26 protein-coding genes and 1 tRNA gene are annotated in these 24,699 nt (G+C 67.4%); 23 read left to right on the top strand and 4 right to left on the bottom strand.

Features of this window, described 5'->3' with window-relative positions:
• The first annotated feature begins 15 nt into the window (after positions 1–15).
• The 14 genes from CJZ98_RS04590 (at position 16) to CJZ98_RS04525 (ending at position 12,266) form a co-directional block, all read left to right on the top strand.
• Entirely contained in the window at positions 16–915 is a 900-nt protein-coding gene (locus tag CJZ98_RS04590) for a polysaccharide pyruvyl transferase family protein (RefSeq protein ID WP_094588818.1), read from the top strand.
• The gene (locus CJZ98_RS04585; RefSeq protein WP_094588816.1) at positions 893–2,104 is read left to right on the top strand and encodes a glycosyltransferase; all 1,212 of its coding nucleotides are present in this window, start codon (positions 893–895) and stop codon (positions 2,102–2,104) included. Before CJZ98_RS04590 ends, CJZ98_RS04585 begins: the two co-directional genes overlap by 23 nt.
• A gap of 79 nt (positions 2,105–2,183) precedes the next feature.
• Complete coding sequence (locus CJZ98_RS04580; RefSeq protein WP_232756194.1) at positions 2,184–3,476, top strand: hypothetical protein; 1,293 nt, start codon at positions 2,184–2,186, stop codon at positions 3,474–3,476.
• 371 nt (positions 3,477–3,847) lie between these two features.
• Positions 3,848–4,390 (top strand): WcaF family extracellular polysaccharide biosynthesis acetyltransferase, encoded by a 543-nt coding sequence (locus CJZ98_RS04575; RefSeq protein ID WP_232756193.1) that lies wholly within the window; start codon positions 3,848–3,850, stop codon positions 4,388–4,390.
• Between the two features lie 16 nt (positions 4,391–4,406).
• The gene (locus tag CJZ98_RS04570) at positions 4,407–5,207 is read left to right on the top strand and encodes a glycosyltransferase (RefSeq protein ID WP_094588812.1); all 801 of its coding nucleotides are present in this window, start codon (positions 4,407–4,409) and stop codon (positions 5,205–5,207) included.
• Positions 5,207–6,130 carry a Rossmann-fold NAD(P)-binding domain-containing protein gene (locus CJZ98_RS04565; RefSeq protein ID WP_094588811.1) on the top strand — a complete coding sequence of 308 codons (924 nt, stop codon included), beginning with the start codon at positions 5,207–5,209 and terminating at the stop codon, positions 6,128–6,130. Before CJZ98_RS04570 ends, CJZ98_RS04565 begins: the two co-directional genes overlap by 1 nt.
• Before the next feature lie 176 nt (positions 6,131–6,306).
• Positions 6,307–6,777: an ElyC/SanA/YdcF family protein gene (locus CJZ98_RS04560; protein WP_198537484.1), complete on the top strand. Its 471-nt coding sequence runs from the start codon at positions 6,307–6,309 to the stop codon at positions 6,775–6,777.
• Positions 6,778–6,821: 44 nt separating this feature from the next.
• Positions 6,822–7,820: an MraY family glycosyltransferase gene (locus CJZ98_RS04555; protein WP_232756192.1), complete on the top strand. Its 999-nt coding sequence runs from the start codon at positions 6,822–6,824 to the stop codon at positions 7,818–7,820.
• A 54-nt stretch (positions 7,821–7,874) separates the two neighbouring features.
• The gene (locus CJZ98_RS04550; protein ID WP_094588806.1) at positions 7,875–9,824 is read left to right on the top strand and encodes a polysaccharide biosynthesis protein; all 1,950 of its coding nucleotides are present in this window, start codon (positions 7,875–7,877) and stop codon (positions 9,822–9,824) included.
• 118 nt (positions 9,825–9,942) lie between these two features.
• Complete coding sequence (locus CJZ98_RS04545; RefSeq protein WP_094588804.1) at positions 9,943–10,146, top strand: HEPN domain-containing protein; 204 nt, start codon at positions 9,943–9,945, stop codon at positions 10,144–10,146.
• Positions 10,124–10,396, top strand: coding sequence for a nucleotidyltransferase domain-containing protein (locus CJZ98_RS04540; RefSeq protein ID WP_232756191.1), 273 nt, complete (start codon positions 10,124–10,126; stop codon positions 10,394–10,396). Before CJZ98_RS04545 ends, CJZ98_RS04540 begins: the two co-directional genes overlap by 23 nt.
• Before the next feature lie 33 nt (positions 10,397–10,429).
• Positions 10,430–10,675, top strand: a complete 246-nt coding sequence (locus tag CJZ98_RS04535) for an AbrB/MazE/SpoVT family DNA-binding domain-containing protein (protein ID WP_094588800.1) — start codon at positions 10,430–10,432, stop codon at positions 10,673–10,675.
• Positions 10,675–11,064: a PIN domain-containing protein gene (locus tag CJZ98_RS04530; protein ID WP_094588798.1), complete on the top strand. Its 390-nt coding sequence runs from the start codon at positions 10,675–10,677 to the stop codon at positions 11,062–11,064. Before CJZ98_RS04535 ends, CJZ98_RS04530 begins: the two co-directional genes overlap by 1 nt.
• Before the next feature lie 506 nt (positions 11,065–11,570).
• Positions 11,571–12,266, top strand: a complete 696-nt coding sequence (locus CJZ98_RS04525) for a Fic/DOC family N-terminal domain-containing protein (protein WP_198537482.1) — start codon at positions 11,571–11,573, stop codon at positions 12,264–12,266.
• A 245-nt stretch (positions 12,267–12,511) separates the two neighbouring features.
• On the opposite strand, the gene CJZ98_RS04520 is transcribed toward CJZ98_RS04525, so the two are convergent.
• A tRNA-Val gene (locus tag CJZ98_RS04520) sits at positions 12,512–12,583 on the bottom strand.
• A 48-nt stretch (positions 12,584–12,631) separates the two neighbouring features.
• On the opposite strand from CJZ98_RS04520, the gene CJZ98_RS04515 reads away from it, so the two are divergent.
• Together CJZ98_RS04515 and mazG are read left to right on the top strand one after the other, a co-directional pair.
• Positions 12,632–13,153, top strand: coding sequence for a DUF2227 family putative metal-binding protein (locus CJZ98_RS04515; RefSeq protein WP_094588796.1), 522 nt, complete (start codon positions 12,632–12,634; stop codon positions 13,151–13,153).
• A gap of 30 nt (positions 13,154–13,183) precedes the next feature.
• On the top strand, positions 13,184–14,110 hold the full coding sequence (gene mazG / locus CJZ98_RS04510) for a nucleoside triphosphate pyrophosphohydrolase (protein ID WP_094588794.1): 927 nt from the start codon (positions 13,184–13,186) through the stop codon (positions 14,108–14,110).
• A 9-nt stretch (positions 14,111–14,119) separates the two neighbouring features.
• On the opposite strand, the gene arfB is transcribed toward mazG, so the two are convergent.
• Positions 14,120–14,572 carry an alternative ribosome rescue aminoacyl-tRNA hydrolase ArfB gene (gene arfB, locus CJZ98_RS04505; protein ID WP_094588792.1) on the bottom strand — a complete coding sequence of 151 codons (453 nt, stop codon included), beginning with the start codon at positions 14,570–14,572 and terminating at the stop codon, positions 14,120–14,122.
• Positions 14,573–14,655: 83 nt separating this feature from the next.
• Here arfB and speE point away from each other — a divergent pair, with 83 nt between their 5' ends.
• Positions 14,656–15,546, top strand: coding sequence for a polyamine aminopropyltransferase (gene speE, locus CJZ98_RS04500; protein ID WP_094588790.1), 891 nt, complete (start codon positions 14,656–14,658; stop codon positions 15,544–15,546).
• Positions 15,547–15,613: 67 nt separating this feature from the next.
• A complete protein-coding gene (gene speB / locus CJZ98_RS04495) occupies positions 15,614–16,495 on the top strand; it encodes an agmatinase (RefSeq protein ID WP_094588788.1) in 882 nt (293 codons plus the stop codon).
• 92 nt (positions 16,496–16,587) lie between these two features.
• Here speB and CJZ98_RS04490 read toward each other — a convergent pair whose 3' ends face one another.
• Together CJZ98_RS04490 and CJZ98_RS04485 are read right to left on the bottom strand one after the other, a co-directional pair.
• Positions 16,588–16,986, bottom strand: a complete 399-nt coding sequence (locus tag CJZ98_RS04490) for a cyclic nucleotide-binding domain-containing protein (RefSeq protein WP_232756190.1) — start codon at positions 16,984–16,986, stop codon at positions 16,588–16,590.
• A 207-nt stretch (positions 16,987–17,193) separates the two neighbouring features.
• Positions 17,194–17,436: a hypothetical protein gene (locus CJZ98_RS04485; protein WP_094588784.1), complete on the bottom strand. Its 243-nt coding sequence runs from the start codon at positions 17,434–17,436 to the stop codon at positions 17,194–17,196.
• A 166-nt stretch (positions 17,437–17,602) separates the two neighbouring features.
• Between CJZ98_RS04485 and gcvT the strand changes: the two genes are divergently transcribed.
• The 5 genes from gcvT (at position 17,603) to CJZ98_RS04460 (ending at position 24,693) form a co-directional block, all read left to right on the top strand.
• Positions 17,603–18,778 carry a glycine cleavage system aminomethyltransferase GcvT gene (gene gcvT, locus CJZ98_RS04480; RefSeq protein ID WP_094588782.1) on the top strand — a complete coding sequence of 392 codons (1,176 nt, stop codon included), beginning with the start codon at positions 17,603–17,605 and terminating at the stop codon, positions 18,776–18,778.
• A gap of 113 nt (positions 18,779–18,891) precedes the next feature.
• Positions 18,892–20,715 (top strand): aspartate--tRNA ligase, encoded by a 1,824-nt coding sequence (gene aspS, locus CJZ98_RS04475; RefSeq protein WP_094588780.1) that lies wholly within the window; start codon positions 18,892–18,894, stop codon positions 20,713–20,715.
• A gap of 167 nt (positions 20,716–20,882) precedes the next feature.
• Complete coding sequence (locus tag CJZ98_RS04470; protein ID WP_198537481.1) at positions 20,883–21,998, top strand: sigma-70 family RNA polymerase sigma factor; 1,116 nt, start codon at positions 20,883–20,885, stop codon at positions 21,996–21,998.
• A gap of 133 nt (positions 21,999–22,131) precedes the next feature.
• A complete protein-coding gene (locus tag CJZ98_RS04465; RefSeq protein ID WP_094588776.1) occupies positions 22,132–22,629 on the top strand; it encodes a Dps family protein in 498 nt (165 codons plus the stop codon).
• 420 nt (positions 22,630–23,049) lie between these two features.
• Positions 23,050–24,693 (top strand): CTP synthase, encoded by a 1,644-nt coding sequence (locus CJZ98_RS04460; RefSeq protein WP_094588774.1) that lies wholly within the window; start codon positions 23,050–23,052, stop codon positions 24,691–24,693.
• Positions 24,694–24,699: the final 6 nt, after the last annotated feature.

Here is a 24,699-nt window from a genome sequence, read left to right as displayed (position 1 = left end):
CAGCATAGGATCATCATGGCACTGAGCTTTGGAAAACTCGCGAAGGCGGCCAGTTCGCTACTGGTCAATCCCTTGTTCGTCAACGCCTATGTCGAGAAGTTAAACGGGCGGGTGTGTTCGGTGAACTGGGGCGACGACATCAACGACCATTTCATCCGGCTGCTGAGCGGCCGGGAGGTCGAGATCTACTTCGACACGCCGGTCGCGATGGCGCTGAAACGGCCTAACTTCTTGTGCATTGGCAGCACGCTAAATTACCTTACGACACCCCAAACTATCGTCTGGGGCGCTGGCGTGATTGATGATACGCTGGATCTAAGAGCGCAACCGGCCCGGGTGACCGCGGTGCGCGGACCTTTGACACGCGACTTCCTGCTTGCCCGCGGGATTGACTGCCCGGAGGTCTACGGCGATCCGGCGTTGCTGATCCCGTATTTCTACAAACCCGCGCCTGCGGAGCGCGGGCCGGGGCGCAAAATGGGGATCGTACCGCATTACAAGGATCAGACATCGCCAATCTTTGCCGCGATCCGGCGCGCCCATCCTGAGCTCGAGTTCATCGACATCGCCAACTACGGAACCTGGACCGACTTCATCGACCGGGTCAGTGCGTGTGACGTCGTGTTCTCGAGCTCGCTGCATGGGCTCATCGTGGCAGAGGCTTTCGGTATTCCGAATCAATGGGTGAAAATTACGGATAACGTTCTAGGCCAGGGCTTCAAGTTCCGGGACTTTTTCGCCTCGGTCGGAAAACCCGTCACAGCGCCAATCGAGCTCGACGACAATTGGGATCCTCGGGCTTTTCTGGCCGCGCAGACCTGGCGTCCTGGCCGGATCAACCTAGAAAAGTTGCTTGCGGCCTGTCCGTTTGAAATCAGGGAGCCGATCCGTCATGAGCATCCTCTGGATCTATGACAAGCCGATTGACCCGCACGCGGGCGGGACGGAACGCGCGACGCATCTGGTCATGACCGCCCTTGCCGAGCGTGGGTACCCGACGGCGGGCTTTCTCGTGGTTCAGCAGGATCCTCCGCACGCGATCCACGACGCGGGGGGAGACCCAGTCGAGGATCTATACGCCTTCCTCAAAGCCAATGACATCGACGTCGTGGTCAACCAGATCGGCTATTCGAAATGGCTGCTCGAGGAGTTTCTTTCCCGTGGCGGCTCGCGCTGGCATGATGAAGGGGGGCGGATCGTCACCAAGCTGCACTTCGATCCGCTGATGTTCACCACGGGCTTGCGCGAACTCCTGCGCGACTGGGGCCACCGGAGCCCGAGAATGAAGCTCCGCCGTCTCGGTCGGATCGCTCTGCTACCCCTCGAACGGCGCAAGGCGGGACGAACCCTGCGCGAGGCCTATGCTTATCTACTCGACCAGTCCGATGCCTACGTCATCCTGTCCGATAAGTACCGCCAGAAGTTCCTCAAATTGTCAGGAAAGTCGCAGGAGAATAAGTTACGGGCGATCTCGAACCCGAACACCTTCGCGACCCCGCTTCAGCAGGAACGCGTGCTGCACAAGCGAAAGACCGTCCTTATCGTGTCTCGCCTCGACGAGCCGCAGAAGCGCGTCTCGCTGGCGCTCCTGGCCTGGGGACGGGCCTTGGCGGGTGGCGCGTTTACCGACTGGACCCTGAAGGTGCTGGGCGACGGCGACTACCGTGAGGACTACCGTGAACTGGTCGCCCGCAAACGGATCCCGAATGTCGAATTCGTCGGCAGGATCAACCCGGAACCTTACTACGAGGAAGCTGCGATTTACCTCCACACCGCGAAGCGTGAAGGCTGGGGGCTCACGATCGCCGAGGCAATGCAAAAAGGCGTTGTGCCGCTGGTGATGCGAAGTTCCCCAGTCTTCGAAGTGTTGATTGTTGAAGGTGTAAACGGCCTCCTCGTTGAGAACGCGAACGTGCGGCCTTTGCCACGCACACCTCGCAGCCCTGATGCGGACCGAAAATCTGCACGAAGGCATGGCGCCACGCCATCTTGGCCTCCGACTCTCAATACCTTGACTGAATTATTCAAAGATGGAGGACAATGCTGGAACATATATGAAACTGAAGCCCGGGTCCTTACCGCGGCATGTTCACATGCAAAATGACACTCTAAATATGACCTTGAAGTCGGCTGGCCGGGTCCGTTTGCTGGATTTCGTAGTAATTCTCCTCTGTTTGATATTCTTGCCATCGAGCGTTATCCAGGGCCTATTTGGATTCGATGAACGGGCTGCGTTTGCACTGGTTGCTTCCTGCTTTCTGTGTCTGTTTCTTGCCACACAGAATGACCGGATCCCCAAAACAATACTGACGGTGATCTTCGTGCTTGTGCTTACGGGGGTGGTCGCCAGCATGATCTCCATGAGCATGAGTCAGTTGCTCATGGGCACCTCGCTTGCGGTTGCAGTATTGATTGGGCGCCAGTTGTTCCGTTCCCTAAGCAGACCCTATGTTCTCCGAATAGTTAGTTGGTTTGCGCTTGTCCTGCTCGTGGGAGGCTTGGTCGGGATCGTTTATGTCAAGGCCGGCGGTACTCCCCTGCTGGAACTGCAAGCAGGTTATCGAACCACGTATCTCTATCTTACGACCTTCTCCTTCGCTTTTATAGGGGACATCATCCGGCCGTCGGCCATATTCGATGAACCCGGAGCTTTTGCAATGTTCGTGGCGATCGTGACGATGTTCAACGACACGTTCCGGCAGAATCAGAAGCTGAATCATGCTTTGGTTCTTCTGCTTATCTTTACCGGTTCGCTTGCTGGTCTTGCCATGGCCGCTCTCTATTTTGTAGCATCCAATGCTACACGCGTCCACCTGAAGCGAAACATCGTCCTTGTTGTTGCCCTGTTCGCTTCTTTCTTTACTATGTCACTCCTGGCACCGACGAATCCAATATCCCTATCCTTTGACACGTTTTACAGCGATCGTCTGGTGATTGAAGACGGCACGATCGCCGGAGACAACAGGTCGAACCAGGTGGACGAATTCTTCGAGGTTGTCGACGATCAGATACTCCTGGTGGGGGCAAAAAATGCAAACACGTACTATGATGTTCACGACCAGAGCTCACATCCGTTTTCAATCCTATTTGGCTACGGACTAATCATATGGTTGCCTTATGCAACTCTGCTGATATGGCTGCTCTTCCTCACTTTCCAGAACGGATTCAATAACGCTTACACGTCGATCGGGCTGTTTCTGCTGTTACTTCAAAGACCGTATCTTTATCACATGTCATGGTCGATTCTGATTGTGGCGACGGTCTGGCTGCTCTGCACTGTGGCGCGCCAGTACCCGAATAAGGCTTCCCGGCTCGATAATGGTGTTGCTACGCATCGGAACCGAGAAGACTGTAGCGAAATCATTTCAGTGCTATTTCAAGGGTTACCGCAATGCCCTTGCCTACCCTGGCATGTGCGTGTTCCATCAATTCTATCTCAGACCCGTCAAAGTCTGAGAAGCTATAAAGCTATCTGAAAGTCAGTCGCTCTGTCGGAATAGAATTGGTGAGGGTTCGCATGACAGGTCTCAGTAGGCTTTTGGAGGAGGCCTTGTATGAAGGAATCAAGAGTCGGCGTAGATGAATTAGGGCATTTGTCTGGAAAGAAATGTTTTCCACTGATTTAGTCCACAGCATGGATGGAAGCAAGCCGGCATTTCTGGCAGCCCACAAGAAGATTTTCTTGTATTAGATGCACTTCATGTAATTGGGGACTCCTGAGAAAGGCTAGATCCACTGCGGCGCAACGGATGTGAGCAGTTTCCTCGGTTAAAAAGTACGAGATCTGGCTCGTTTGTGCCCAGGAGCTTCTATTTCCGGGACCGCACAATGGTTATTTTTAACGCGATTGACCCAGCAGCTCGACCGCTACCGCACACCCCCCGATTGGCATCCGGATGCTCCTTTATTGGTGCAAACCCTCTGGTTCTGCGTCGGTGCCCCCCTGCTCAGCGCCCGCTGGCTGCCCGGCTCCGCCTGGCGCGTGAGGCTGCTGCGCGCCTTCGGGGCCCAGATCGGCGCCGGTTGCCGCCTCAAGCCCGGCCTGCGCGTGAAATTCCCCTGGCGTTTGCAGGTAGGCCAGGCCTGCTGGCTGGCGGAAGACGCCTGGCTCGACAACCTCGCCCCCATCACCATCGGCGATCGTGTCTGCATCTCCCAGGGCGCCTACCTCTGCACCGGCAACCACGATTTCCGCTCCCCCGGCTTCGATCTGCGCCTCGGCCCAATCACGGTGGGCTCTGAGGCCTGGATCGCCGCCCGCGCCGTGCTTGCCCCCGGCACCCGGATCGGCCCTGGCGCCGTGGTGGCCCTGGGTGCCGTGGTGAGCGGCACCGTGCCTGCCGGTGCCATCGTGCGCGGCAACCCGGCGGTGGTCGTGGGGCAGCGTTAGTCATCGGCTTGCCCTGATGCTCCCTTCCCTGCGGATCGTCGTTCCAACCCTCAACTCCCACGCCCTGCTGCCCCGGCTGCTGGCTTCCCTGCAGCAACAGAGCTGGCCCCACTGGCAGCTGCTGTTCATTGATGGCCCCTCCGGGCCTGAGCACCGCCAGTGGCTGGATCAGTGCTGCGCCGCCGATCCCCGCTGCCGCTGGCTCGAGCAACTCCCAGCAGAGCCGGGGATCTTCGGGGCGATGAACCAGGGGTTCGCCTGCGCCGGCCCTGCCGACTGGCTGCTGTTCTGGGGCTCTGACGACTGGGCGGCCGCTCCCACCGTGCTGGCCGAGGTGGCCGCCACCCTGGCAACGGCTGCAGCCCAAGGCATGGCCCCCGATCTGCTGGTGTGCCGCGGCCGCTATGCCGATGCCGCCACCGGTGCCCTGGCCCGCGCCACCGCCTTCCAGCCTGCTGGCCTGCTCGGCACTGCCACCTACCGTCGCGCCCTGCTGCTCGGCTCCACGCCGCCCCATCAGGCCACCCTGTTCGGCCCCGGCGCCCGCCAGCGTCTGGCCCGCTACGCCAAGGGCTTTCGCCTCTCCGCCGACCTTGACTATTTCCTCCAGCTGAGCCGCCATCCCGGCCTGCGTGTGCAGTGCCTCGATCTCGAGCTGGTGCACATGGCTGATGGTGGCGTCAGCGGCCAGCAGACCCAGCGCCGGCTGCAGGAAGTGCGCCATGCCTACCGCCGTGCCTTTGGCTGGCGCTGGTGGTTCCCCTTCTGTGCGCGTTACCTGCGGCGCCTGGCCAGCCTGCTGGAGCGCAACCCCTGATGGAGCTCCATCTCTTCGGCGCCGCCACGCCTACGGGAGAAGCCCTGCGCCATCAGGCTTCCGGTGCGGATCCCGCCTGGCCGCTTCACGTCTATTCCCGCCAGGCCAATGGGCAGAGCGGCAGCACGGGCATCACCCACCCCGCCGATTTCTCCAACCCCCGAGCCTTCCGGCCGGCTGGCGAGCCAGGTGCCCCAGCCATCTGGATCAGTTTTGGGCCCATCTGGCTGCTTGCACCCTTCCTGGACCAGCTGGCCCGCGGCCAGCCTCAGCGTCTGGCAGGGCTGCGCGGCCTGATTGCCTGTTCGTCCTCCTCCGCCATCACCAAGCGCTTTGCCGCCAATCGCTTCGATCGCGAGCTGGTGGCACGGCTCAGCGGTGCAGAAGATCAGCTGCTGGCCACCTGCCATCGCCTGCAGGTGCCCTGCCGCATCCTCCAGCCCACCCTGATCTACGGCCAGGTGGGGCCTTACCAAGACCGCAACCTCAGTCGCCTGCTGCAGCTGATGCGGCGTCTGCCGTGCTTGCCCCTGCCTGCTGAAACGGGCCTGCGCCAGCCGATCCATGCCTCCCAGCTCGCGGCCGTTGCGCTTCACCTCACCCGGCAGCTCCTTGGACCCGGCTGGGATGCAGCCCTTCCGGAGCGCATCCCCCTCGGCGGCGACGTGGAGCTCAGCTACCGCGCCATGCTCCAGGCCCTGCAGCAGGCCCAACCCCCCGCTGATCCCGCCCGCCGCTGCCGGCTGCTGCCGATCCCGAATCCGCTGGTCTTCCTGCTGGCTGCGCCGCTGCTGCTCCGTTCCCCCAAGGCCTACGAGGCCGTCCTGCGGATGGGCGCCGATCTGGCCGGCTTCATGCCCAGCCACCAGCTGCTGGCTGAGCCCCCTCAGCCGTTCCCGCTGTGCGAGCCAGTCGCCCCCTGAAACAACAGTCCGCGTTGCCGCTGTGTGGTGCCGCAGCACGGCATACCCACCAGCCCAGCCGTCGCCCATCGCCACCACTGGTCTGGCTCCTGCTGCTCCTGGGAGCTGGTGGCCTGTGGTGGCACTGGCCACAGCTCGCACCGTCCCTGCCCCTGCGCGGACGCTCCACGGCGATCGTGGTGCTCGCCGAAGACCCGCGGCGCACCGAAGCTGCGCTCGAGCTCTGGCAGCAGCAGCCCGACCAGCCGCTCTGGATCCTCGGCAGCGCCTCCTTGCAGCTGGCATCACGGCAGCAACTGCTCCGCCGCGGCCTTGATCCCTCCAACCCGCTACTGGCCGCCCTGCCCGCGGGCGACGACACGGTGGGGCAGCTCACCGCCCTCACCAGCCGCCTGCCCCAGGCCATCGGCCGGGTCACGCTGATCACCGACCAGGCCCACCGTGATCGCGCCCTGGCCATCGCCCGCCATGCTCTCGGTGGCGAAGGCATTGCGGTGAGCTCGCCTCCGCCCCTGGAGCTGCCGCCAGCATCTCCAGGCGAGGATCCCCTGCGCCTGCAACGCGATGTGCTGCGCGTGCAGCTCTGGCGCATCAGCGGTTGGGATGGCCGTGAACTCGGCCTCTGGCTGCGCCGGCGCCTCTCCTGAGGTCTTCCACCCCCCTGCCTGTGTTCCTGTCCTCACCTGCATTGGTGGTTGTTCTCTCGGCACTCGCCAGTGGCCTGTTGCTGTGGGTCTTGATCCCCCAGCTGCGGCGCCGCCTTCTCGATCAACCCAACGCCCGCAGCTCCCACCAGCGCCCCACGCCCCGCGGCGGCGGCCTGGCATTTGTGTTGGTGGCTGCTGGTGCCAGCGGCCTGGCTTTGATCACCAGCGGCCAGGTTGATCCTGCCTACAGCGGGCTGCCGCTGCTGGCCCTTCCCCTGGCGCTGGTGGGCTTTCTCGATGATCGCCACAACCTTCCCGCCGGCTGGCGCTACGGTGCGCAGCTGGCCACCGCGCTGCTGTTGATCCTGGTCAGTCCCCTGGCTACCGCCCTTCCCGTCGCCCTGTCGGCTGCCGTTCCCCTGGGCTGGCTGTTGCCACTGCCGGCTCTCACGCTGCTGTTGATCGCCATCACCGCCGTGATCAACTTCACCAACTTCATGGATGGCCTCGATGGCCTGGTGGCCGGATGCCTGGCGGTGGCCCTGGCCGCCGCCGCCCTGCAGCTCAGCGCTCCCTGGCCCCTCTGGGCTCTGGTGGGTGCCTTGCTCGGTTTTTTGTTCTGGAACTGGAGCCCAGCCAAGCTGTTCATGGGGGATGTGGGCAGCACGTTCCTCGGTGCCGTGTTTGCCGGAGTGGTGCTTCGGGCCCCCAGCTGGCCCGAGGCCCTGGGTGTGCTCCTGGTCGCCACCCCCCTGCTGGGCGATGCCTGCCTCTGCGTGCCCCGTCGACTGCTCGCCGGTCAGCCCGTGCTTCAGGCTCACCGGTTGCACCTGTTCCAGCGGCTGCACCAGGCCGGCTGGCCCCATGCCCGCGTGTCCAGCCTCTACATCAGCGCCACTGCTTTGCTCGCCTTGGCGCTGTTGATCGGTGGCTGGCCCTGGGTGGTGGGTCTCTCCACTGCTGAACTGCTGCTTGGCCTGTGGCTCGACCGGCAGGTGGCGGTGCCATTCGCTGCCGCGGCCCACCGGCCCAATCTGCCCTGAGGCTTGATCTTCCGAAACCCCGCCCCTTCCACTTCGGTGGCAGGTGCTTTTGTTATGCCGATTCAGACCTTCTCCACCTACCTGCTACGCCTGCCGCCCCTCCGCAGGCGGCTGCTCCTGATCGCCACGGATCTGCTGCTGATCCCCTTCGCCGTATGGCTCAGCTTCGCTCTGCGGCTCGCCGAGCCCTGGCCGACCCAGCTGCAGAGTTGCCTTTGGCTGTTCCCCGCGGCCTGGCTGATCGCGCCCCTGGTGTATGGCTGGACTGGCCAATACAAGGGCATCACCCGTTATGCCGGCAGCCAGGTGCTGTACGCCCTGGCCTTACGCAACCTGGCGGTGGTGCTGCTGCTCCACGCCCTGGATGGCCTGCTCCAGCTGCCGACTCCGCCCCGCAGCAGCTGGGTGTTGCTCTGGCTGTTGCTCACCAGCCTCACCGGGTTGGTTCGGCTGCTCCTACGGGACCTGCTGCAGCAGATCAACACCGGGTCACGCCGCCGCCGCCAGGTGCTGGCGGTGATCTACGGCGCCGGTGATGCCGGTGTGCAACTGGCCGCAGCCCTGCGCTATGCCCAGAGCCATCGCGTGCTGGCCTTCCTCGACGACGACCCCAACCTCTGGGGGTGCACCATCAACGGCATTCACGTGCTGGCACCCCAGCGCCTGCCCTGGCTGATCGAGTCGCAGCGACCCAGCCAGATCCTGTTGGCGATGCCCAGCATCAGCCGCAGCCGCCGGCGGCGCATCGTGGACGATCTCCAGCCCACCGGGATCCCCGTGCTGCAGGTCCCGAGTGTGGAGGAGATCACCGCTGGCCGCACCTCCATTGATGCCCTGCGTCGGATTGCCATCGAGGAGCTGCTGGGCCGCGACCCCGTGCCCCCTGTGCCGCATCTGCTCGGGCCCGGTGTTTCCGGCAAGGTGGTGCTGGTCAGCGGCGCCGGCGGCTCCATCGGCTCCGAGCTCTGCCGCCAGATCCTCCACCTCGGCCCCAGAAGCCTGATCCTGCTGGAGAACCATGAACACAGCCTCTATGCCATTCAGCAGGAGCTGGGCACCATGCAGACGGCAACGACTCCGCAACTGATCGGTGTACTGGGTAGCGTCACCGACGCTCCGATGCTGGAAGACCTGCTGGAGCGCCTGCACGTCCAGGTGGTTTTCCACGCCGCTGCCTACAAACATGTTCCGATCGTGGAGGGCTGGCCCCTTGCTGGCCTGCACAACAACGTGATCGGCACCTGGACCCTGGCCCGAGCTGCTGTACGCAGCGGGGTGGAAAGCTTCACATTGATCTCCACCGACAAGGCCGTGCGACCCACCAATGTGATGGGGGCCTCCAAGCGGGTGGCGGAGCTGGTGGTGCAGGCGATAGCGGAGGAACAGGCCCAACCCCTCCACCATCGGCAGCCGATTGACAATGGGAAGCAGACGCACAGATCCCGTTTCGCCATGGTGCGCTTTGGCAATGTGCTCGGTTCTTCCGGTTCTGTTGTTCCGCTTTTCCGGAAGCAGATCGCTGCTGGAGGGCCGATCACCCTCACCCATGCGGAGATCATTCGCTACTTCATGACCATTCCGGAAGCTGCGCAGCTGGTGCTCCAGGCCGCTGCCCTGGCGGAGGGTGGTGAGGTGTTTCTGCTGGACATGGGCGATCCGGTACGCATTCGCGACCTTGCCGTGCAGATGGTGCGGCTCAGTGGCCTGAGCGTGAAGGATGTCGGCAATCCCAACGGGGATATCGAGATCGTGTGCACCGGGCTGCGGCCCGGTGAGAAGCTCTATGAGGAGCTGCTGATCGATGCCGAATCGGCGCCAACGGACCATCCTCTGATCTTCCAGGCCAATGAACGCACCTGCCCCGCCGAGCAGCTCTGGCCGCAGCTCCAGGCCCTCGATGAGGCCCTGAGGCGCTTTGACCGCAACACCGCACTGGACGTGCTGGCCACGTTGGTGCCCGAGTGGCAACCGGATGCTGAGCCAGTTCCAAGTCTGCGGCGTTGAGCCATGGAGGCCGATGGCCGTCAGGCCTCCCGCTGTGCTGCGCTGCTGGACTCTGAGGTAACCCTGGCCGTGCCCGTGATCAGCGCCCAGGCCATCCAGGCGCTGGCGGCCAGGCAAAGTGGCCCAGGCTCTCGATGCCGAGGTGGCGGATCTGGAGGATCGGCTCAGGGTGCTCGATGCCTTGTACATCCCCACCCGCTACCCCGATAGCCTTCCGGAAGGTGCCCCCACCGATCATTTCGGTCGCCTGCAAAGCCAGGCCGCCCTCTGCCATGCCCGTGCGCTCGTTGACGCAATCCGTGCTGCGCTGGCCCCGGCCTGAGCAGGAGGTTCAGGCCTGGGCCGCAGCCCAGCGCCGGGCGCGGCCCAGCCTCCAGCGCGTGGGAGTGTTCGGCAGTTACGGGAGGGGGACCGCGTCCGTGGGCAGCGACCTGGATCTGCTGCTGATCGACGAACGCGCCGTAGGCCCCCAGCATCAGCGCCTGCGCCACTGGCCCCTGGAACGGCTGCCCCTCAGCTGTGATGCGCTGGCTCGACTGACGGCGGCACGCACGGATGAATGCAGTCTTTAGGATTCTGGTAATTCACGCCTGCCCCCTCTGGCCATGCGCAGCACCATCACCGCCCGCGGCCAGACCGTGATTCCCGCTGCCATCCGTGAGCGCTTCTCCCTCACGCCAGCCCAGCGCCTTGAATGGATCGTGGAGGCCGATGGCTCCATCCGGGTGGTGCCCGTGGACCCCTCGCCGGTGAAGGCCTTTCGCGGCATGGGCCGCTGTGGCGGCTCCACGCAGCGCCTGCTGGCGGATCGGGAAGCCGAGCGGCAAGCCGAACAAGCCATGCGCGGGTGATGGCGTCTCTGGTTTTGCTCGACACCTCGGCGCTGCTCACCCTCCGCGACGATGAACCTGGTGCTGATCGGGTGGAAGCGCTGCTGGAGCTGCCCCAGCGCTGCTACGCCTGCTTCCTCACCCGCATGGAGGTGCTCTATCGGGTCTGGAAAGACGAAGATGAGCGCGCTGGTCGGCTCGCCTACGAGCAGCTCAAGGCCCTGCCGCTGCACTGGATCGAGGCTTCTGAACCCCTGCTTGAGCAGGCCGCCAGCATCAAGGCCCGCTACGCCCTGTCTCTGGCTGACGCCTGGATTGCCGCTGCGGCCCAGCAGGTGGGGGCCACCCTCCTGCACAAGGATCCAGAGTTTCGGGCCATCGCCGATCTATCCCAGGAGTGGCTCGGCTGAATCTGCGGTCTCGCAGGCCTCGGAGGCCCATAGCCGCTCCCGCAGATGAGCTTGAGGCCCATGCTCGGCCCATGGCGGCGGCCATCGCTGCTCTGCAGGACCTGCGCACTCCACTGCTGTTGCGCAGGCGGCAGGAAGGTCCGCCAGAAGCCGCTGGTGTTTCTGCGCTAAGGCCGTTGCGCGACGGGTGTCCTGATTGTTTTGGGCCCAATGAATGTCTTTATGGTCATAAAGGCACAGCAGCAGGCATCGGCGGTCGGGGCTCCCTTGCCGGCTGGCGGGCTGCGGCACAGCCTCCGCAACGAGGCCCGCTGCCGGGTTCGAACCAGCGGCATCCCCCTTGTCAGGCAGCGGCTCGATCGGGGCGAGTGGCTGATCGCACCCAGCCCCGAAACCGCGGCGGGACGAGCGGGCTGCCCCACAAGCACTCAGGGCCCTTATTCATGGGAAAAGCCGTTTCCTTGAATAAGCTGACGGCGTCTTCAAGGTTCGTCCTGGAGGCTTCCGTGCGGCGCGAGGCCACCGGCCACGACGAGGTCACCAGCACCGCCGGAGAAACGGTGCGGGCCTTTGTGCCGGCCCCGTTGCCCCCTGAGCCGCCGGTGGGACTGGTTGGGTCCTTGCAGGCGCTGCACGAGCGGGCACTGCTGGCCTGCGGCCGCCTCGATGGCGTCTGGTCCCTCCTGCCCGACCCCGAGCTGGTCCTCCACGCCTATGTGCGGCGGGAGGCCCTGCTGCCCTCCCAGATCGAGGGCACCCAGTCGTCGCTGGCCGATCTGCTGCTGTTCGAGCTGGAGGAAGCACCCGGCGTTCCCTTGGACGACGTGGTGGAGGTCTCCAGCTACGTGGCCGGACTGGAGCATGGCCTGACCAGCCTGGCGGAGGGGTTCCCGCTCTCCTCTGGCCTGCTGCGCGAGATCCACGGCCGGCTGCTGGCCCGTGGTCGCGGCGTAGCCAGAACTGGATCGGTGGCACCCGCCCAGGCAACGCGCGCTTCGTGCCGCCGCCGCCGGGGCTGGTGGAGGGCTGCATGGGCCAGCTGGAGCAGTTCATCCACGGCGACCACCACGGTGAGTACTCCTTGCCGGTACTGGTTCGCGCCGCCCTGGCCCACGTGCAGTTTGAAGCGTGCCTGGCCTATGCGGCCCTGTGCCGGCGGCCGCTCACCAGTACAAAGCTGCTCAAGGAGCGAAGCGGCCTGAGTTTTCCCACCGCCAGCAAGGCGATCTAGGCCCTGGTCGACCTCGGCATCGCCCGGGAGATAACGGGCGGTCGCCGCAATCGCCTGTTCGCCTACGACACCTACCTGGCGATTCTCAGCGAGGGCACCGAGCCGCTCTGATCGCTCTGTTCCATGAAGACAGAGCCCATAGCAGCGGCAAGGGTTCCCAAAAAAACCCTTGCCACGACTGCACCAATCCCAGTCGTGGACTGGGTGATCTGGAGATGCCCGCTGCCGGATTCGAACCGACGACATCCTGCTTGTAAGGCAGGCGCTCTACCGCTGAGCTAAGCGGGCGGTGCGGCCATTCTGCAGGCACACTCGCCCCAGGCAGAGCAGATCAGCATGGCCAGCGGCCGCAGCCACGACCGCACCACCTGGGCCCTGGCCCTGCCCTTCGGACTGCTGTGGTGGCCCTGGCTCGGCCTGGGCGGTCTCACGGCGGCCACGGCGGCCTTCCTGGCGGGGGGCCTGCTGCTGTCGCCCGACCTGGACACCCGCTCCAACGCCACCCGCCGCTGGGGTCCGCTGCGGCTGCTGTGGTGGCCGTATCGGCGCCTGCTGCGCCACCGCTCGCTGCTCTCCCACAGCCCGCTGCTGGGCAGCGCTGGCCGCCTGGCCTATCTGGCGGCGGTGACCCTGGCCCTCTGCCTGCTGCTGCAACCCCTGGGCGCGCCGACTCCCCAGGCGCTCGCGGCCGCAGTGCAGGGGCTGTGGCAGCTGCAGCGGCCGCTGCTGATCGCCGCCCTTACGGGACTGGAGGCCAGCAGCTGGCTGCACCTGATCCAGGACGGCGACCCCTTGCCGAAGACCCCCCGGATCCTGCGGCCGCTGCTGCGTCCCCGGCGCCGCCCGCGGCGGAGATGACAGGGTGGCCCCAGCTGCCCCGCGCCGTTCATGGAGCCCCGCCCCGTCGATCCGGCCGCCCCTCCACCCGCGACGGCCGCCGCCAGCCTGGAGGCCCTGGCCGAGCTGCTGGCCGTGGTGGACCGGCTGCGGGATCCCGAGACCGGCTGCCCCTGGGACCTGGAGCAGACCCACGCCTCGCTGGTGCCCTACGTGCTGGAGGAGGCCCACGAGGTGGCGGATGCCATCCGCCATGGCGATGACCGCCACCTGGCCGAGGAACTGGGTGACCTGCTGCTGCAGGTGGTGCTGCACGCCCGCATCGCCAGCGAGACGGGCCGCTTCGATCTGGAGCAGATCGCCCGGGGCATCAGCGCCAAGCTGATCCGCCGTCACCCCCATGTGTTCGAGGCCGTGGAGGGTGAGCAGCCGTCCAACCGGGGCAGCGGCGGCGATAGTGCGGCGGTACGGCGCAGCTGGGACGCGATCAAGGCGGAGGAGGCCGCCGCCAGGCGCAGGGTTGGCGAGGACAGCCCGCCCGGGCCTTCGGCCAGCCCCCTCAGCGATCGCCTCGCTGGCAAGGTGCGCGGCCAGTCGGCCCTGGCCGGCGCGATGACCATCTCCCGCAAGGCCGCCGCGGCCGGTTTCGAGTGGGAGGGCCTCGATGGCGTCTGGGAGAAGGTGCACGAGGAGCTCGATGAGCTCAAGGAAGCCGTGGCCAGCGGTGATCGGGCCCATGCCCAGGAGGAACTGGGCGACGTGCTGTTCACCCTGGTGAACGTGGCCCGCTGGTGCGGCATCGACCCGGAGGAGGGCCTGGCCGGCACGAACCGCCGCTTCCTGGATCGCTTCTCCCGCGTGGAGGCCGCCCTGGGCGGGGAGCTGGGCGGCCGCTCGATCCGCGAGCTGGAGGGCCTGTGGCAGCAGGCCAAGGCGCAGATCCGGGCGGAAAGCGGCCCACGGGATGCGGGCCCCTGACACCAGGCATCACTCTTCCGGGAGCTGGGGCCGCGAGCGCCGCTGCCCCTTGATGGCACCGCGCTGCTTCTTGGCCGCCAGGCGCCGCTCCACCGATCCCCGGCTGGGCTTGGTGGGGCGCCGCGGCGGCGGCGGCGGCCGCAGCGCCTCCTGCAGCAGCTCCACCAGGCGCCGCTGGGCCGCCACCCGGTTCTGCCACTGGGAGCGGTGCTCGCTGGCGGCAACCACGATCGCCCCGTCCACCAGCTTCCCCTCCAACCGCCGCAGGGCCCGCGCCTGGAGGTGCGGCGGCAGGGCCTGGGAGGCCGCCAGGTCGAACACCAGCTCCACCCGCGAATCGGTGGTGTTCACGTTCTGGCCGCCTGGCCCGGAACTGCGTGAAAAGCGCCAGCCCAGCTCCGCCGCCGGGATGCGCACGGCCGGGGTCACCCGCAGATCGTCGGTGGGGCGCTCGCCGGCCATGGCCCCAGGCTCGCAGAGGCCAGGTGGCGGGGACGACACCGGCGATGCGCAAATCTGGAGGCCACGCAGCGCCACCAGGCCCCATGGCTGAGCCCGTCTCCACCCCCAACCCCGCCTCCGGCTGGATCGACGAGATCTTCGACGGCGTGCGCTACGGCCTAGAGGGCACGGTGCTGGCCGAGCAGACCTCAGCCTTCCAGCGCGTCACCATCATCGACAGCCAGCGCTACGGCAAGGGCCTGCTGCTCGATGGCTGCTGGATGACCGCCGAGCGCCAGGAGCGTCACTACCACGAGGCGATCGTGCATCCGGCCCTGTGCAGCGCGGCGAGTATCGAGCGGGTGCTGGTGATCGGCGGCGGTGATGGCGGCACCGCCCGCGAGTGCCTGCGCCACAGCGGTGTGCGGCATCTCGACATGGTGGAGATCGATGGCCTGGTGGTGGAGTGGAGCCAGCAGTACCTGCCCTCGATCGGCGGCAGCGCCTGGAGTGATCCCCGCTTCCACCTCACCGTGGGCGACGGCATCGCCTGGGCAGCGAACGCCCCCGACGCCAGCTACGACGTGGTGATTGTCGACGGCTCTGACCCCGCCGGCCCGGCTGAGGGTCTGTTCAACCGGGCCTTCTTCGAGCAGTGCCGCCGCATCCTTAGGCCCGGCGGCGTGTTCGCCACCCAGAGCGAATCGCCCGAGGCCTTCCGCCAGGTGCACCTCGACACCGTGCAGCTGATCCGCGCGGTGTTCGGCCACGCCGATCCGATGTATGGCTGGGTGCCGATGTATCCGAGTGGCTGGTGGAGCTGGACGTTCGCCGCCATCGACGGCCGTCGGTATCTGCAGCCGGATCCCTCCCGTGCCGCGGCCGTCGTCGATGGCTGTGAGATCTGGTCCCCCCGCTGGCAGCGCGGCGCTTTCGACGCCATCCCCGCCGCCATTGAACGCTCCCTCCGCTCCCTCCACTCCCTCAGCGCCTGATCCACAGCGGAGCGCCCTGAGGCCATCCGCCCGCTGGAACCACCCCTGAGATCCCCACCCGCCCGCCATGCCCCAGTCCGATCTCCCCCTGTTCGACACGGATCTGTTTGACAGCGACGGCGCCATCTACATGGGCAGCCAGCGCGATCCGGCCGGCTGTCGCGTCGGCCTGTTCGGCGTGCCCTACGACGGCACCACCTCCTTCCGCCCCGGCACGCGCTTCGGGCCGGCGGCGATCCGCGAGGTGAGCAGCGGCCTGGAGAGCTACGACCCCCAGCTCGATCGCGATCTGGAGGAGCTGGCCATCGCCGACCTCGGCGCGGTGGACATCCCCTTCGGCGCCCCTGAGCCGGTGGTGGCGGCGGTGAAGGCCGCCACCGAGGCCGTGCTGGCCCTGGGGCTCAAGCCGCTGATGCTGGGCGGCGAGCACTCGATCAGCTCCGGCGCCGTGGCCGCCGTGGCTGCCCAGTACCCCGCACTGGTGCTGGTGCAGCTCGATGCCCACGCCGACCTGCGCCATGAGTGGCTCGGCGCCCACCACAGCCACGCCTGTGCCATGCGCCGCTGCCTGGAGGTGCTGCCCAGCCAGCAGCTGCTTCAGATCGCCATCCGCAGTGGCACCCGCGAGGAATTCAGCGAGCTGCGCCAGACGGGCCGGCTGGTGGCGATCGAGCGCATGGCCGAGGCGCTGCAGCCCCTGCGCGGCCAGCCCCTCTATCTCACCGTGGATCTGGACTGGTTCGATCCGGCGGTGATGGCCGGCACCGGTACCCCCGAGCCGGGCGGCTTCCTCTGGAAGGATTTCGCCGCCCTGGTGGAGGAGCTGCGCCACCACACTCTGGTGGCCGCCGATGTGGTGGAACTGGCGCCCCAGCTGGATCCCAGCGGTGTGAGCAGCGTGCTGGCCGCCAAGGTGGTGCGCAGCCTGCTGTTTCTGCTGGATCGCTGAGTCTTCGCTCGCTGGGCCTCAGTTCGCTGGGCCTCGGCTCGCTGGGCCCTGGATCGCCAAGGGGCCAGCGAACGGCGGCCCCCCTCTGGTCCTCAGTAGGCGCAGCTACCGCTGGCCCGTTGCTCCCGCAGCCGCTCGTGCTGCTGGCCGATCAGCTGCACCGCCAGGGTGGGGTGGTTGTGCAGCAGGTTGAGGAACCTCAGCCGATCCAGCTTGAGCAGTTCCACCGGCGTGCGGGCGATGGCGTCATTGCGGTAGGTGCAGTCCCGCCAGACGATGTCCTCGTAGCTGAACAACTCGCCCGGGCGGTAGCAGAGGTGCTCACCGGCCGGGTTGGTCACCTCCACGATGCCGCGGCGCACCGCATAGATGGCATCAGCGGCCTGGCCGCGCCGGAAGATCGGGGCGCCGGTGGGAAACGACAGACAGTCGCTGTCCACCTGGGCCGCCATCAGGTCAAGCGGCGTGGCCGCCAACAGGGTCGTGGTCAATAACCCACCTCCGCAGTACGTCGTAGTCAGACCTGCAGGATCGCACCACGGGCAAGCCTTCTGCGATACCAAACGCACAATCCGCCCAGAGGGGCCCCGTCCAATCCTGGGCGGGTGGTGCCAATCCGCTGGCTGATGCCGCCGAGCCGTGGGGTGAAACCGCCTGGCCAGGCCGGGACCCGCGGCGCCCAGGCGAGCTGTGGGATCTCAGGCCGCGTCGCTGTGGAGCAGTTCCGCCAGGACGAGCTGGCGCTCGGCGGCAGGGGCAAGAACGGGCTGTCCGCTGCCCAGCACTGGCAGGCGCGGAGCCCGGGCGGTCCAATGGTGACACCACAGGTCCCCGGCCAGCTCGCAATGGATCGACAGCTGGCGCAGCTGACACCAGCCCTGCTCCACGCCGCTGAGGGGCGTGCAGTGGCGACAGCTGCGGCAGCTGGGACGATGGCCCATCCAGACCCGTAGGGGTGGCCCAAGCTAGGGCGATAGGCCAAAAGTGGATACCCGGAAACCCGAAAGCTGCGGCTTCTCTTCGGGATCCAGAAGCCCATCGGAAGACCCCGCCAGCCGCCCCGAAGCCCGTCCTCCATAGGATCCGAGCACCTGCCGAGCCGCCGCTATGGCCGAAGCCCAGGCCGCCCCGGCCGCGCCCCTGGCGCGCACGCCCCTGTTCGAGGCCGTCCGCGCGGCAGGCGGGCGCCTGGTGCCCTTCGCCGGCTGGGAGTTGGCGGTGCAGTTCGCCGGCCTGGTGGTCGAGCACCAGGCCGTGCGCCAGGGCTGCGGGGTGTTCGACATCTCCCACATGGGGGTGCTCCGCCTGCGGGGTGAGGGCGCCAAGGACGCTCTGCAGGGCCTGGTGCCCAGCGACCTGTTCCGCATCGGCCCCGGCGAGGCCTGCTACACCGTGCTGCTCAACGAAGCCGGAGGCATCCGCGACGACCTGATCGTCTACGACCGGGGCCATCGCACCGCAGCCGATGACCCCACCGAGGATGACCCCACCGAGACCGACGAGCTGCTGTTGGTGATCAACGCCGCCTGCGCCGAGGCCGACACGGCCTGGCTGCGCAGCCAGCTGGAGCCCCAGGGCATCACCATCGCCGACCGCAAGGGCGACGGGGTGCTGCTGGCCCTGCAGGGCCCCGAGGCCCCGGCCCGCCTGGAGGCCCTGGCGGGCGTCGACCTGGGCGGCCTGCCCCGCTTCGGCCACCGCACGCTGCGTCTGGCCGGCTCGGCCCAGGGAGCCGCCTCTGGCGCCCCCGTTTTCGTGGGGCGCACCGGCTACACCGGTGAGGACGGATTCGAGCTGCTGCTGGAGCGCCAGGCCGGCCTGGCCCTGTGGGAGCAGCTGCTGGCCGAGGGCGTGGCCCCCTGCGGCCTCGGCGCCCGCGACACCCTGCGCCTGGAGGCGGGCCTACACCTCTACGGCAACGAGATGGACGCCAGCACTACCCCCCTGGAGGTGGGCCTGGGCTGGCTGGTGCACCTGGAGATGCCCAAGCCCTTCATCGGCCGGGAGGTGCTGGAGCGCCAGAGCGCCGAGGGTGTGGGCCGGCGCCTGGTGGGCCTGGAGCTGGCGGGGCGGGCCATCGCCCGGCACGGCTACCCGGTGCTCTGGAACGGAGAGCCGGTGGGGGAGGTCACCAGCGGCAGCTGGTCGCCGAGCCTGGGCAAGGCGATCGCCCTGGCCCTGGTGCCGGCCGGCGCCGCCAGGATCGGCAGCGAGCTGGCTGTGGAGATCCGCGGCAAGGCCGAGCCGGCCGTGGTGGTGAAACGCCCCTTCTATCGGCGCTGACGCCGACCCAGCCCGGTGCTGACCCCCCTCCGGGCCCCGCCGCAGTCGGTGCCACCGGTGCCCCTGCCTGTCCCGCTGCGTGGGAAACTCGCTGATTCCCCTCGTTTGATCTGATGCGCAGCCACGGGTGCGGCGACCTGCGTGCAGATGCCGCCGGCCAGGCGGTGCAGCTCTGCGGCTGGGTGGATCGGCGCCGCGACCACGGCGGCGTGATCTTCATCGACCTGCGGGACCGCAGCGGCACCGTGCAGATCACGGTGGACCCGGACCTGGGGGCGAGCGCCTTCGCCGTTGCTGAGCACCTGCGCAACGAGACGGTGATCCGGGTGGAGGGCACCGTGCGGGCCCGCCCGGCCGAATCGATCAACGAGCGGCTGGCCACCGGCGCCGTGGAGGTGCTGGCCAGCGGCATCACCGTGCTCAACGCCGTCAAGGGCACCCTGCCCTTCGCGGTGTCGGTGCACGACGAGGAGAACACCCGCGAGGAGCTGCGGCTGCGCCACCGCTATCTGGATCTGCGCCGCGAGCGCATGAACGGCAATCTGCGCCTGCGCCACCAGGCCGTGCAGGCCATGCGCCGCTTCCTCGAAGAGCAGGGCTTCATCGAGGTGGAGACGCCGGTGCTCACCCGCTCCACCCCCGAGGGCGCCCGCGACTACCTGGTGCCAAGCCGTGTGAACGGCGGCGAGTGGTTTGCCCTGCCCCAGTCGCCGCAGCTGTTCAAGCAGCTGCTGATGGTGGGCGGCCTGGAGCGCTACTACCAGGTGGCCCGCTGCTTCCGCGACGAGGATCTGCGGGCCGATCGCCAGCCGGAATTCACCCAGCTGGACATCGAGATGAGCTTCATGGACCAGGAGCAGATCCTGGAGCTCAACGAGGCCCTGATCGCCAGCATCTGGAAAGCGGTGAAAGGCGTGGAGCTGCCCCGCCCCTTCCCGCGCCTCACCTGGCATGAGGCCATGGCGCGCTACGGCACCGACCGGCCCGACACCCGCTACGGCCTCGAGCTCACCGACGTGAGCGACCTGGTGGCGGACATGGGCTTCAAGGTGTTCTCGGGTGCCGTGGCCGGCGGCGGCGCGGTGAAGGTGATCGCCGTGCCCGGCGGCAACGACGCCATCAGCAACGTGCGCATCAAGCCCGGCGGCGACGTGTTTTCCGAGGCCCAGGCCGCCGGCGCCGGTGGCCTGGCCTTCATCCGCGTGCGCGAGGGCGGCGAGATCGACACGATCGGCGCCATCAAGGACAACCTCTCCGACGCCAGGAAGGCCGAACTGCTGGAGCGCACCGGCGCCCAGCCCGGCACCCTGCTGCTGTTCGGGGCCGGCGACACCGCCACGGTCAACAAGGCCCTCGATCGGGTGCGCCAGTTCCTGGCCCGCGAGCTGGGTCTGGTGAAGCCCGATCGCGAGAACGACCAGTGGAACTTCCTCTGGGTCGTGGACTTCCCGATGTTCGAGTTCAACGTCGACGAGAACCGTCTCGAGGCCCTGCACCACCCCTTCTGTGCCCCCAACGCCGAAGATCTCGGCAGCGATCCGGAACGCTGGGCCGACACCCTGCCCACCGCCCGGGCCCAGGCCTACGACCTGGTGCTCAACGGCCTGGAGCTGGGTGGCGGCTCGCTGCGCATCCACGATTCGGCCCTGCAGCGCCAGGTGCTGCAGACCATCGGCCTGCCCTTGGAGGAGGCCAACCGCCAGTTCGGCTTCCTGATGGAGGCCCTGGACATGGGCGCACCACCCCACGGCGGCCTGGCCTATGGCGTGGACCGGATCGTGATGCTGCTGGCGGGCGAGGAGTCGATCCGCGACACGATCGCCTTCCCGAAGACCCAACAGGCCCGCTGCCTGATGACCGGCGCCCCCGGTGGCGTATCAGCGAAGCAGCTGGAGGAACTGCACGTGGCCAGCACCTGGGTGGAGGAGGAGGGCTGAGACGGCGGAGCCGGTCCCGATGCCGGAACGTCCCACGACGATCCCCGGCCATGGAGGGACCAGCCATGACGCAATCCCAAACAGAAACCCGGGATTTGCCAGACCTTCTCAACTGAGACCCGAGCCTTGGACTGTCCCCAGACCCTCCTGGCCCGGTGCCCCACGCCTTGTCCCGTTCCGGGAGCCGCCCGAGCCCACGGTGCGCCAGCACCGATCCGGTTCGTCTCTACCTCCAGGACATCGGCCGGGTGGAACTGCTCAGCCACGAGGAGGAACTCACCTTGGCCCGCCTGGTGCAGCGGCGGGAGCAGCTGTTGCGGGAGCGGGGCGGCTTGGCCGCCGAAACCCCTGCGCTGGCCAGCCTGATTGCCCTGGAGGAGAGCCAGCGGCAGCTGGCCGTCCAGCTGGGCCACGCTCCCACCCTGCAGCAGTGGGCGGAGCGCGCCGGACTGGGCCCCGCCGAGCTGCGGGCAGAGCGGCAGGAGGGCTACCGGGCCTGGGCCGAGCGGCTTGAGCTGAGCGTGGCCGATCTCAGGCAGGCCCTGCACCGGGGCCGCCGCGCCCGCGACCGCATGATCCAGGCCAACCTGCGGCTGGTGGTGGCGGTGGCCAAGAAGTACCAGCAGCGCGGCCTGGAACTGCTGGACCTGGTGCAGGAGGGGACCCTGGGCCTGGAGCGGGCCGTGGAGAAGTACGACCCCACCCGTGGCTTCCGCTTCAGCACCTACGCCTACTGGTGGATCCGCCAGGGCATCACCCGGGCGATCGCCACCCAGAGCCGCACGATCCGCCTGCCGGTGCACGTGACGGAGAAGTTGAACCGGATCAAGAAGGCCCAGCGCCAGATCGCCAGCGTCCAGGGCCGCGTCGCCTCGGTGGCCGACCTGGCCCAGGAGCTGGGCCTGAGCGAGGAGGTGGTGCGCCTCATCCTGCTGCAGGTGCCGCGGTCCGTGTCGCTGGAGGCCCGGGTGGGCCAGGGCCAGGACACCGAGCTCGGCGACCTGCTGGAGGACAGCCACGCCACGCCGGAGCAGCATCTCAGCCGCGAGCAGCTCCACGCCGACCTGGAAGCCCTGCTGGAGGAACTGAGCAGCCGGGAGGCGGCCGTGATCCGCCTGCGCTACGGACTGGAGGACGACACCCCCCAGACGCTCTCCCAGATCGGCGAGGGGCTGCATCTCTCTCGCGAGCGGGTGCGGCAGATCGAGTCGCGGGCCCTGCACAAGCTGCGCCAGCCCCAGCGCCGCGGCCGCGTGCGCGACTACCTGCTGGACCTGGGCTGAGCTGGCCGTGGCCTGGGCGGGTCTTGCGTTGATCTGGCCCTGGAACTGACGAACTGCTGCGGGCTGGGTGGTAGGCCGGAGGCCATCGCTAGAACGAGGGCATCTCCACCCCGGATTCACTCCGGACAGGACCATGGCCAAGGCCTCCGCCGTCGTCGCACCCCCGATCGACATCGGCATCCCCGCAGACCAGCGCCAGGCCATCGCCGCGGGCCTGGGCCGGCTGCTGGCTGATTCCTATGTGCTCTACGGCAAGACCCACGGCTTCCACTGGAACGTGACCGGGCCGATGTTCAACACGCTCCACCTGATGTTCATGGATCAGTACACGGAGCTGTGGAATGCCCTCGATGTAGTCGCCGAGCGCATCCGCGCCCTGGGCCATCCCGCTCCCTTCGGTGGCGCCGCCTTCGCCGCCCTGGCCTCGATCCCGGAAACCCAGGGGGTGCCGCCTGCCCTGGAGATGGTGAAGGAGCTGGTGATGGGCCACGAGGCCGTGGCCCGCACCGCCCGTGGCGTGTTCGAGCTGGCCGATGCCGCCAACGATCAGCCCACCGCCGACCTGCTCACCCAGCGGCTGCAGATCCACGAGAAGACCGCCTGGATGCTGCGGAGCCTGCTGGAGGGGTGAGTGTGCTCCCAGTGTCGGGCTGGCGGCGGGCGGCAGCCCGTTGGGCTTTAATCCCGCCGCCAGCCCGACACTGGGAGCGCTCCGCAAGGTCCTTGGGGTGAGGGGGAGGGCGGTTGGCAGCAGCCAGCAGGGGGAAGGGCAGGCCGAACGGCCAGCAGGTAGCCACCAGAGGGCCAACAGCCAGCGCCGAACCCATGCAGCCCCAACCCAGGACCTCGACCACGCCCCCTTCCCAAGCCCTCGGCCCCACCACCCTCCCCACCCGAACTCGGCCCCCTGCCCCACCCCCTCCCGCCCTCGCGGCGGCCCTGCGCCGGAGGCGGCTATCGCCCGCCCCGCGGGCGCCGAGCCGCCTCCGGCGCAGGGCCGCCGCGAACCCCTCGATGACGATCGGTAAATTGAAGGGTCGCCCGAGGTGCCATGGCCAAATTCGTCTTCGTGACCGGTGGCGTGGTGTCCAGCATCGGCAAGGGGATCGTGGCCGCCAGCCTGGGGCGCCTGCTGAAGAGCCGGGGCTACAGCGTCTCGATCCTCAAGCTCGACCCCTACCTGAACGTGGATCCGGGCACGATGAGCCCGTTCCAGCACGGTGAAGTGTTCGTCACCGAGGACGGCGCTGAGACCGACCTGGACCTGGGCCACTACGAGCGCTTCACCGACACCGCCATGTCGCGCCTCAACAGCGTGACCACCGGCTCGATCTACCAGTCGGTGATCAACAAAGAGCGCCGGGGGGATTACAATGGGGGCACGGTGCAGGTGATCCCCCACATCACCCGCGAGATCCGCGAGCGCATCCATCGGGTGGCGGCCAACAGCGGCGCCGACGTGGTGATCACCGAGATCGGGGGCACCGTGGGCGACATCGAATCTCTCCCGTTCCTCGAAGCCATCCGCGAGTTCCGGGGCGACGTGGGCCGCCAGGATCTGGCCTACGTCCACGTGACCCTGCTGCCCTACATCGGCACCTCGGGCGAACTGAAGACCAAGCCCACCCAGCACTCCGTGAAGGAGCTGCGCTCGATCGGCATCCAGCCGGATGTGCTGGTGTGCCGCAGCGATCGGGAGATCAGCGATGACCTGCGGGCCAAGATCGGCGGCTTCTGCGGCGTGGGCAGCCGGGCCGTGATCCAGGCCCTCGATGCCGACAGCATCTACGCGGTGCCGATCGCCCTGGAGCAGGAGGGCCTCTGCCGCGAGGTGCTGGAGCTGCTCGGCCTGGAGGACCACGACAGCGACATGGCCCGCTGGGCCGAGCTGGTGCACAAGCTGCGCAACCCGGGGCCGGTGGTGAAGGTGGCGCTCGTGGGCAAGTACGTGCAGCTCAACGACGCCTACCTGTCGGTGGTGGAGGCCCTGCGCCACGCCTGCATCGACCGCGATGCCTCGCTGGATCTGCACTGGATCTGCGCCGAGCAGATCGAGGAGCAGGGAGCGGAGTCACTGCTGGCGGGCATGGATGCGGTGGTGGTGCCGGGGGGCTTCGGCAACCGGGGCGTGGACGGCAAGGTGGCGGCGATCCGCTGGGCCCGCGAGCAGCGGGTGCCGTTCCTGGGGCTGTGCCTGGGCATGCAGTGCGCCGTGATCGAGTGGGCCCGCAACCAGGCCGGCCTGCTGGGCGCCACCAGCGCCGAGCTGGATGCCGACACCCCCCATCCGGTGATCCACCTGCTGCCCGAGCAGCAGGACGTGGTGGACCTGGGCGGCACCATGCGCCTGGGTGTCTACCCCTGCCGCCTGGCGCCGGACACCCTGGCCCACCGCCTCTATGGCGATGCAGTGGTCTACGAGCGGCACCGCCACCGTTACGAGTTCAACAACGCCTACCGCAACCTGTTCCTGGAATCGGGCTACGAGATCAGCGGCACCTCACCGGATGGCCGCCTCGTGGAACTGATCGAGCTGAAGGGCCACCCCTTCTTCGCCGCCTGCCAGTACCACCCCGAATTCCTCTCCCGTCCTGGGCGACCCCACCCCCTGTTCCGTGGCCTGATCGAGGCGGCGCAGCTGCGGCTGGAGCCCGGGCTCGAGTCCGCCGCCAGCGCTCCGGCAGCCGTGGCCTGAGCGGAG

Origin of the sequence: Vulcanococcus limneticus LL, assembly GCF_002252705.1 — a bacterium.
Taxonomy (GTDB): Bacteria; Cyanobacteriota; Cyanobacteriia; order PCC-6307; family Cyanobiaceae; genus Vulcanococcus; species Vulcanococcus limneticus.
This window is presented reverse-complemented; position numbering and strand designations above follow the sequence as displayed.

Bases quoted from the DNA above. Each gene is read 5' to 3' on its own strand.
- CJZ98_RS04590 (WP_094588818.1), top strand. From the start codon at position 16: ATGGCACTGAGCTTTGGAAAACTCGCGAAGGCGGCCAGTTCGCTACTG.
- CJZ98_RS04585 (WP_094588816.1), top strand. From the start codon at position 893: ATGAGCATCCTCTGGATCTATGACAAGCCGATTGACCCGCACGCGGGC.
- CJZ98_RS04570 (WP_094588812.1), top strand. From the start codon at position 4,407: ATGCTCCCTTCCCTGCGGATCGTCGTTCCAACCCTCAACTCCCACGCC.
- CJZ98_RS04565 (WP_094588811.1), top strand. From the start codon at position 5,207: ATGGAGCTCCATCTCTTCGGCGCCGCCACGCCTACGGGAGAAGCCCTG.
- CJZ98_RS04550 (WP_094588806.1), top strand. From the start codon at position 7,875: ATGCCGATTCAGACCTTCTCCACCTACCTGCTACGCCTGCCGCCCCTC.
- CJZ98_RS04535 (WP_094588800.1), top strand. From the start codon at position 10,430: ATGCGCAGCACCATCACCGCCCGCGGCCAGACCGTGATTCCCGCTGCC.
- CJZ98_RS04530 (WP_094588798.1), top strand. From the start codon at position 10,675: ATGGCGTCTCTGGTTTTGCTCGACACCTCGGCGCTGCTCACCCTCCGC.
- CJZ98_RS04515 (WP_094588796.1), top strand. From the start codon at position 12,632: ATGGCCAGCGGCCGCAGCCACGACCGCACCACCTGGGCCCTGGCCCTG.
- mazG (WP_094588794.1), top strand. From the start codon at position 13,184: ATGGAGCCCCGCCCCGTCGATCCGGCCGCCCCTCCACCCGCGACGGCC.
- arfB (WP_094588792.1), bottom strand. From the start codon at position 14,572: ATGGCCGGCGAGCGCCCCACCGACGATCTGCGGGTGACCCCGGCCGTG.
- speE (WP_094588790.1), top strand. From the start codon at position 14,656: ATGGCTGAGCCCGTCTCCACCCCCAACCCCGCCTCCGGCTGGATCGAC.
- speB (WP_094588788.1), top strand. From the start codon at position 15,614: ATGCCCCAGTCCGATCTCCCCCTGTTCGACACGGATCTGTTTGACAGC.
- CJZ98_RS04485 (WP_094588784.1), bottom strand. From the start codon at position 17,436: ATGGGCCATCGTCCCAGCTGCCGCAGCTGTCGCCACTGCACGCCCCTC.
- gcvT (WP_094588782.1), top strand. From the start codon at position 17,603: ATGGCCGAAGCCCAGGCCGCCCCGGCCGCGCCCCTGGCGCGCACGCCC.
- aspS (WP_094588780.1), top strand. From the start codon at position 18,892: ATGCGCAGCCACGGGTGCGGCGACCTGCGTGCAGATGCCGCCGGCCAG.
- CJZ98_RS04465 (WP_094588776.1), top strand. From the start codon at position 22,132: ATGGCCAAGGCCTCCGCCGTCGTCGCACCCCCGATCGACATCGGCATC.
- CJZ98_RS04460 (WP_094588774.1), top strand. From the start codon at position 23,050: ATGGCCAAATTCGTCTTCGTGACCGGTGGCGTGGTGTCCAGCATCGGC.